Source organism: Amnimonas aquatica (genome assembly GCF_002943415.1).
Classification (GTDB): Bacteria; Pseudomonadota; Gammaproteobacteria; order Pseudomonadales; family Moraxellaceae; genus Perlucidibaca; species Perlucidibaca aquatica_A.
This window is the reverse complement of sequence record NZ_PTQZ01000078.1, coordinates 1-7,407: the sequence shown is the minus strand read 5'-3', so window position 1 is coordinate 7,407 and position 7,407 is coordinate 1. Positions and strand designations below refer to the sequence as shown.

Below are 7,407 nucleotides of genomic sequence, written 5' to 3'. Positions count from 1 at the left end.
CAACGCCGTGGCCACCATCGTGGGGCAGCCGGTCATTCCCATCGAGCATGCCGTGCGCAGCAACAACGATCTGACCGCGAGTGCCAATGCGACCAAGGGCTCGGGCTCGGTGAAGGTGCGTGGCGAGGTCAGCTTCCTGCCGGACGGCCGCATGACCGTGCGCCTGGCGAACATCGAGCCGGTGCGCCTGAGCGCGCAGCTGTCGGCGCTGGGCAATCTGCTGGTCGGCGAGCTGAAGGTGCGCGTGCCGACGCAGCGTTTCATCATCGATGCCTCGCTGGCGCCGCTGAAGCCTGCCCTGCAGTAAGGGCAGGCTGCGGGCAACAAAAAGGGCGCCGATGGGCGCCCTTTTTGTTGCTGCTGTCCGTCTCGCCGGGTCAGACGCCCAGGCGCTCGGTCAGACGGTCCTTGGCTTCGACCAGGGCCTTGGGCAGGTTGTGCGACAGCTTGTCGAACAGTTCGTCGTGCAGCTTCAGCTCGGCGGCCCAGTCGTCCTTGTTGATGTCGGTGACCTGCTCGAACAGGGCTTCCGGGAAGTCCAGGCCGACCCAGCGGATGTCCTTGTAGCTCGGGCTGACGCCGACGGCGTGTTCGACGCCCTGGGCTTCGCCTTCGATGCGGTCGATCATCCACTTCAGCACGCGGGTGTTCTCGCCGTAGCCCGGCCATATGAACTTGCCTTCGGCGTTCTTGCGGAACCAGTTGGTCTTGTAGATGCGCGGCAGCTTGGCGCCGGCGGCTTCCAGCCTGGCGCCCAGGTCCAGCCAGTGCTGGAAGTAGTCGCTCATGTTGTAGCCGGCGAACGGCAGCATGGCGAACGGGTCGCGGCGCACCACGCCCTGCGCGCCGAAGGCGGCGGCGGTGGTTTCCGAGCCCATGGTCGCGGCCATGTACACGCCATCGACCCAGCTGCGGGCTTCGGTCACCAGCGGCACGGTGTTGGAGCGGCGACCGCCGAAGATGAACGCGTCGATCTTCACGCCGGCCGGGTTGTCCCACTCGCTGTCCAGCGCCGGGTTGTTGGTGGCGGCGACGGTGAAGCGGGAGTTCGGGTGGGCAGCCTTGCGGCCGGCCTTGCCGTCTTCCGGCGTCCAGTCCTTGCCCTGCCAGTCGACCAGGTGCGCCGGGGCTTCGCCCAGGCCTTCCCACCAGACATCGCCGTCATCGGTGAGGGCGACGTTGGTGAAGATCACGTCCTTGGTCAGCGACAGCATGCAGTTCGGGTTGGTCTGCATGTTGGTGCCCGGGGCGACGCCGAAGTAGCCGGCTTCCGGGTTGATGGCGCGCAGGTTGCCCGCGGCGTCCGGCTTGATCCAGGCGATGTCGTCGCCGATGGTGGTGACGTTCCAGCCCGGCATGCCTGCCGGCGGGATCAGCATGGCGAAGTTGGTCTTGCCGCAGGCCGACGGGAAGGCGGCGGCGACGTGGTACTTCTTGCCCTGCGGGTTGGTCACGCCGAGGATGAGCATGTGCTCGGCCAGCCAGCCCTGGTCGCGGCCCATGGTGGAGGCGATGCGCAGCGCGAAGCACTTCTTGCCGAGCAGGGCGTTGCCACCGTAGCCCGAGCCGTAGGACCAGATCTCGCGGGTCTCCGGGTAGTGCACGATGTACTTGACGGTCGGGTTGCAGGGCCAGGCGACGTCCTGCTGGCCCGGCTCCAGCGGAGCGCCGACGGTGTGCACGCAGGGCACGAAATCGCCGTCCTCGCCGAGCACGTCGAACACGGCCTTGCCCATGCGGGTCATCAGCTTCATGTTCACGGCCACGTAGGCGCTGTCGGACAGCTCGATGCCGATGTGGGCGATGGGCGAGCCCAGCGGACCCATGGAGAACGGCACCACGTACAGGGTGCGGCCCTTCATGCAGCCGTCGAACAGCGGATTCAGCGTGGCGCGCATCTCGGCCGGGGCCATCCAGTTGTTGGTCGGGCCGGCATCTTCCTCGCGTGCGGAGCAGATGTAGGTGCGGTCCTCGACACGAGCCACGTCGGACGGATCGGTCCAGGCCAGGTAGGAGTTCGGACGCTTTTCCGGGTTCAGCTTCCTGAAGCTGCCGGCTGCCACCAGCTCTTCGCAGAGGCGGTCGTATTCCGCGTCCGAGCCGTCGCACCAGTAGATGCTGTCGGGCTTGGTCAGCGCGGCGATTTCGGCGACCCAGGCGATCAGACGCTGGTTTTTGACATAGGCGGGGGCGTTCACTGCGGCTTGTGTCATGACAGATCTCAAGGTGGTGGAATCGGGATTGCCGAGCCGTGGTCCGCCTTATCTGCCGCTATCAAATCAGGCACTTGCGGTATCTGGGTCGTGCAATGGGCGCCAATTATATGTCAAATCGTGTCGAAAATCGCCTGCATCCTGACGTGCGGGCCGCCAGACGCCTGACGGGATGGTCACCGGGGGCCATGGCGCCGGTCATGGCCCAGCATGTAAAATGCGCGTTTTCCTGTGGTCTTTTCCCGGAGTTCCCCGCACATGGGTCTGCGCACGCCGCTCTATGACGAGCATCTCGCCCTGAACGCCCGCATGGTCGATTTCGGCGGCTGGGACATGCCGGTGCAGTACGCCTCCGTGCTCGACGAGCACCATGCCGTGCGCCGGACCCAGGGCATGTTCGATGTCTCGCACATGACGCTGCTGGAGCTCGCCGGGCCCGATGCCGTGCCTTACCTGCGCCGCCTGCTGGCCAACGATGTCGCGAGGCTGCAGACGCCGGGCAAGGCGCTGTACTCGACCATGCTCGACGAGCAGGGCGGTGTCATCGACGACCTCATCGTCTACGCGCCGACCGACGCTGGCGAAGCACTGCCGGAGGGCGAGCCGGCCGCTGCCGGGCTGTGGCGCGTCATCGTCAATTGCGGCACGCATGACAAGGATCTGGCCTGGATGCAGCGCCAGGCGGCCAGCTTCCGCGTCAGCCTGCGCGAGCGCACCGATCTGGCCATGATCGCCGTGCAGGGCCCGCAGGCCCGTGCCACCGTTGCCGGCCTGCTCGGTGGTGAAACCGCCGAACGCATCGCCGTGCTGCCGGTCTTCCAGGGCTTCGAGCCGGCCGGTCTGGCCGGCGACTGGTTCATCGCGCGTACCGGCTACACCGGCGAGGACGGCCTCGAGCTCATGCTGCCCGCCAGCGAGGCACCGGCGTTCTGGCGCCGCCTGCTGGCCGCCGGCGTCGCGCCCTGCGGGCTCGGCGCACGCGACACGCTGCGCCTCGAGGCCGGCATGCCGCTGTATGGCAACGACATGAGCGAGGCGGTGTCGCCGCTGGTGTCCAACCTGGGCTGGACCATCGCCTGGGACCACGATTTCATCGGCAAGGCCGCGCTGGAGGCCGAGCGCGATGCCGGCGTGAAGCAGCGGCTGGTCGGCCTGGTGCTGGAAGGCAAGGGCGTGCTGCGTGCGCACATGCGCGTGGTGATTCCCGGCGCCGACGGTACCGTGGCCGGCGAAGGCGAGACCACGTCCGGCACCTTCTCGCCGACGCTGGAGAAGGCTATCGCCTTCGCCCGCATTCCGGTCACCGACAGCACCGAAGCGCTGGTCGACATCCGCGGCAAGCTGCAGCCGGCGCGCATCGTGAAACCCGTTTTCGCCCGTTCGGGCAAGCCCCTGATCTGACATCCACCTGCTGAGACGGCGCGAGCCGCTTGAGATAAAGACAATGAGCAACACGCCTGCTGAACTGAAGTACGCCGCCAGCCACGAATGGGCCCGCCTGGAAGGCGATGTCGTCACCGTCGGCATCACCGATCACGCCCAGGNGCCGGTGTCGTGGAGTCGGTGAAGGCCGCTTCCGACATCTACGCCCCGGTGTCCGGCGAGATCATCGCGGTCAACGAGTCGCTGGCCGACACGCCGGAAACGGTGAACAGCGAACCGTACGAAGGCGGCTGGCTGTACAAGATCAAGGCCAGCGATGTCAGCGAGCTCGACAAGCTGCTGAGCGCCGACGAATACGCCGCGCAGCAGGACCACTGACGCGCCGCGCGCCGTCCGGCAGTGCCGGGCGGCACCGATAGGAAGAGAAGAACAAAGCCCTGCCTAGCAGGGCTTCTTGCTGTCTGATGCGCGGCACCCGCCGCGCCGATGGAGAGGCTGACATGCCCTTTATTCCCCACACCCCCGGCGATGTGCGCCGCATGCTCGACACCCTGGACAACGGTCAGGGCGACCGTGGCCAGGGCGCGGAATCGCTCGACACCCTGTTCGACGAGATTCCCGACGCCCTGCGCTGCCGGCCGCTGACCGGCGTGCCGGATGGCCGCTCGGAAATGGAAGTCACCCGGCTCATGCGCGAGCGCAGCGAGCAGGATGCCGGCGCGCTCTGCTTCATCGGCGCCGGTGCCTACGAGCATCACATTCCGGCGGCGGTGTGGGACCTAGCCTCGCGCGGCGAGTTCCTGACTGCCTACACGCCCTACCAGGCCGAGGCCTCGCAGGGCACGCTGCAGGTGATCTACGAATTCCAGTCCATGATGGCGCACCTGACCGCCATGGATGCCAGCAACGCTTCGGTCTACGACGGCGCCTCCGGCCTGTCCGAGGCCGTGCTCATGGCCATCCGCGCCAACCGCAAGTCGAAGTCGCGCCGCATCCTCATGCCGCGCACGGTGTCGCCGCTGTACCGCTCGGCGGTGCGCGCGATCGTCGAGGGCCAGGACATCGAGCTGGTCGAGCTGGACTATCACCGCCAGGGCGGCCACATCGATCCGGGCAGCCTGAAGCGCTACGAGGGCGAGGACTTCGCCGCCCTGGTGATCCCGCAGCCGAACTTCTTCGGCGTGCTGGAAGAGGTGGATGTGCTCACCAACTGGGCGCACGCGCACGGTCTGCTGGTGATCGGCTGCGTCAACCCGCTGGCGCTGGCGCTGTTCGCGCCGCCCGGCGACTGGGGCGACAAGGGCGCCGATATCGTGGTCGGCGAGGCCCAGCCGTTCGGCATTCCGCTGTCGTCCGGCGGTCCGTACTGCGGCTTCCTGTGCTGCAAGATGGAGCACATCCGCCAGATGCCGGGCCGCATCATCGGCCGCACCGTCGATCTCGAAGGCAAGCCCGGCTTCGCGCTCACCCTGCAGGCGCGCGAGCAGCACATCCGCCGCGCCAAGGCGACCTCGAACATCTGCACCAACCAGGGCCTGGCCATGACGGCCTCGACCATCTACCTCAGCCTGCTCGGCGCCGAGGGCCTGGAGCGCGTGGCGCTGGCCAGCCACAAGAACATCCGCGAGCTGTCGCAGGCCACCAGCAAGTCGGGTGGCATTTCGCGCGTGTTCAACCGCCCGGTGTTCCACGAGAAGGTGCTCGGCCTGCCGGTGCCGGTCGCCCCGGTGCTGGCGAAGATGGCCTTGCAGGGCGTGCTCGGCGGCTACGACCTGAGCGCGGACTACCCCGAGCTGGGCCATGCCCTGCTGGTCTGCGCCACCGAGACCAAGAACGCCGCCGACATCCAGCGCTACGCCGCTGCCCTCGACCACGCCCTGGTGACGGAGTGACCACCATGACGACCCTGATCTTCGAACGTTCCGAAGCCGGCCGCCGCGCCACCTCGCAGGCGCCGCTGGGCCGCGCCGACCTCGGCGATGTGCCCGACAGCCTGCTGCGCAAGCGCCGCCCGCTGCTGCCGGAGGTGTCCGAGCTGCAGGTGGTGCGTCACTACACCAACCTGTCGCGGCGCAACTTCTCCATCGACACCCAGTTCTATCCGCTAGGTTCCTGCACCATGAAGTACAACCCGCGCGGCGCCCACCGCGCGGCCATGCTGCCGGGCTTCCTCGGCCGCCACCCGCTGGCGCCCGAGTCGCATTCGCAGGGCTACCTCGGCTGCATCCACGACCTGCAGGAAGTGCTGAAGGAAGTCACCGGCATGAAGGGTGTGTCGCTGACGCCCATGGCCGGCGCCCAGGGCGAGTTCGCCGGCGTCGCCATGATCCGCGCCTACCACGAGGCCCGCGGCGACCACGAGCGCACCGAAATGCTGATTCCCTCGGCGGCGCACGGCACCAACCCGGCCACCGCGGTGATGTGCGGCTACAAGGTCCGCGAAGTGCCGACGCTGGCCAGCGGCGATGTCGACCTGGAGGCGCTGAAGGCCGCCGTCGGCCCGCAGACCGCCGGCCTGATGATGACCAACCCGTCCACCTGCGGCGTGTTCGAGCAGCAGATCAAGGAGATCGCCGAGACCGTGCACCAGGCCGGCGGCCTGCTCTACTACGACGGCGCCAACCTCAATGCCATCCTCGGCAAGGTGCGTCCGGGCGACATGGGCTTCGACGTGCTGCACATGAACCTGCACAAGACCTTCGCCACCCCGCACGGCGGCGGCGGTCCGGGCGCCGGTCCGGTCGGTGTCGGCGAGCGCCTGCTGCCCTTCCTGCCGACGCCGATCGCTGGCAAGTCGGAAGATGGCAGCTACCGCTGGCTGACCGACAAGGATCTGCCGCAGAGCATCGGCCGCCTGTCGGCGTTCATGGGCAACGCCGGCGTGCTGCTGCGCGCCGCCTACTACGCCTACGCGCTCGGCCGCGAGGGCCTGCACCGCGTCGGCGAGTACTCGACGCTGAATGCCAACTACCTCATGCAGCGCCTGGTCAAGGAGGGCTTCCAGCTCGCCTACCCGGAGCGCCGCGCTTCGCACGAGTTCATCATCACCTTCGCGAAGGAGGCCAAGGAGCTGGGCGTCAGCGCCATGGACATCGCCAAGCGCCTGCTGGACTACGGCTACCATGCGCCGACCACCTACTTCCCGCTGCTGGTGCCGGAGTGCTTCCTGATCGAGCCGACCGAGACCGAGTCGCCGGACGAGCTGGACGGCTTCGCCGACGCGCTGGTGAAGATCCTCGAAGAGGCGCGCACCGAACCCGAGCTGGTCAGGGGTGCGCCGCACACCATGCCGGTGCGCCGTCTCGACGATGTGCGCTGCGCGCGCGAGCTCGACCTGGTCTGGCGCGAACGCGCCGAGTGAGTCCGCCGGCAGCGGAACGGATCCGCGCCCGGCACTAACGCCGCGCGCAGGCTCGCGATGCAAACGGAAAGGGCGCCTTCGGGCGCCCTTTCTGCTTTCTGCCGTTCAGGCGGGCATCAGCGGGTTTCGCTGGCTTCTCCGGCATCGTCTGCCAGCTCGCGCGCCCGTGCGATGAGGCTGGCGCGGCCGGCGCGGTCGAGCCGCGACGCGGTCAGCAGCAGCTCGGCGAGATCGTCCTCGGGGCAGAACAGGTAGGCCATCGGGATGTCCAGCGCGTCGGCGAAATGCTGCGCCTGGGCCAGGTCCGGGAAGTGCTTGCCGTACTCGTACTGGTGCACGCGCACGCGCGCCGATTCCTCGGCGATGCCGGCATCGACCCCCAGCTTTTCCTGCGAGTAACTGCCCCTGCCTTCGGCCTTCAGGCGCTCGGCCTTGGCCAGCCGGGCGGCC

The 7,407-nt window shown here is 68.1% G+C and carries 6 protein-coding genes and 1 pseudogene; 5 read left to right on the top strand and 2 right to left on the bottom strand.

Annotated features, from left to right (window positions below):
- A partial coding sequence (locus tag C5O18_RS10375; protein ID WP_158249269.1) for a hypothetical protein occupies positions 1 to 307 on the top strand: 307 nt, incomplete at its 5' end.
- A 70-nt stretch (positions 308 to 377) separates the two neighbouring features.
- Here C5O18_RS10375 and C5O18_RS04660 read toward each other — a convergent pair.
- Positions 378 to 2,213, bottom strand: coding sequence for a phosphoenolpyruvate carboxykinase (GTP) (locus tag C5O18_RS04660; protein ID WP_105191890.1), 1,836 nt, complete (start codon positions 2,211 to 2,213; stop codon positions 378 to 380).
- Between the two features lie 258 nt (positions 2,214 to 2,471).
- Here C5O18_RS04660 and gcvT point away from each other — a divergent pair, with 258 nt between their 5' ends.
- The 4 genes and pseudogenes from gcvT (at position 2,472) to gcvPB (ending at position 6,957) form a co-directional block, all read left to right on the top strand.
- Positions 2,472 to 3,614 (top strand): glycine cleavage system aminomethyltransferase GcvT, encoded by a 1,143-nt coding sequence (gene gcvT / locus C5O18_RS04655; RefSeq protein ID WP_105191888.1) that lies wholly within the window; start codon positions 2,472 to 2,474, stop codon positions 3,612 to 3,614.
- A gap of 43 nt (positions 3,615 to 3,657) precedes the next feature.
- A pseudogene (locus C5O18_RS04650) lies at positions 3,658 to 3,974 on the top strand (glycine cleavage system H protein).
- 122 nt (positions 3,975 to 4,096) lie between these two features.
- Complete coding sequence (gene gcvPA / locus C5O18_RS04645) at positions 4,097 to 5,488, top strand: aminomethyl-transferring glycine dehydrogenase subunit GcvPA (RefSeq protein ID WP_105191892.1); 1,392 nt, start codon at positions 4,097 to 4,099, stop codon at positions 5,486 to 5,488.
- A gap of 5 nt (positions 5,489 to 5,493) precedes the next feature.
- On the top strand, positions 5,494 to 6,957 hold the full coding sequence (gene gcvPB, locus C5O18_RS04640) for an aminomethyl-transferring glycine dehydrogenase subunit GcvPB (protein ID WP_105191886.1): 1,464 nt from the start codon (positions 5,494 to 5,496) through the stop codon (positions 6,955 to 6,957).
- Positions 6,958 to 7,073: 116 nt separating this feature from the next.
- Here the strand turns inward: gcvPB and C5O18_RS10370 are convergent.
- Positions 7,074 to 7,407, bottom strand: a 334-nt coding sequence (locus C5O18_RS10370; RefSeq protein ID WP_105191884.1) for a helix-turn-helix domain-containing protein, incomplete at its 5' end; no start/stop codon positions are given.

Excerpts from the sequence above, each read along its gene's own strand:
- gcvT (WP_105191888.1), top strand. The coding sequence starts at position 2,472 with ATGGGTCTGCGCACGCCGCTCTATGACGAGCATCTCGCCCTGAACGCC.
- gcvPB (WP_105191886.1), top strand. The coding sequence starts at position 5,494 with ATGACGACCCTGATCTTCGAACGTTCCGAAGCCGGCCGCCGCGCCACC.
- C5O18_RS04660 (WP_105191890.1), bottom strand. The coding sequence starts at position 2,213 with ATGACACAAGCCGCAGTGAACGCCCCCGCCTATGTCAAAAACCAGCGT.
- gcvPA (WP_105191892.1), top strand. The coding sequence starts at position 4,097 with ATGCCCTTTATTCCCCACACCCCCGGCGATGTGCGCCGCATGCTCGAC.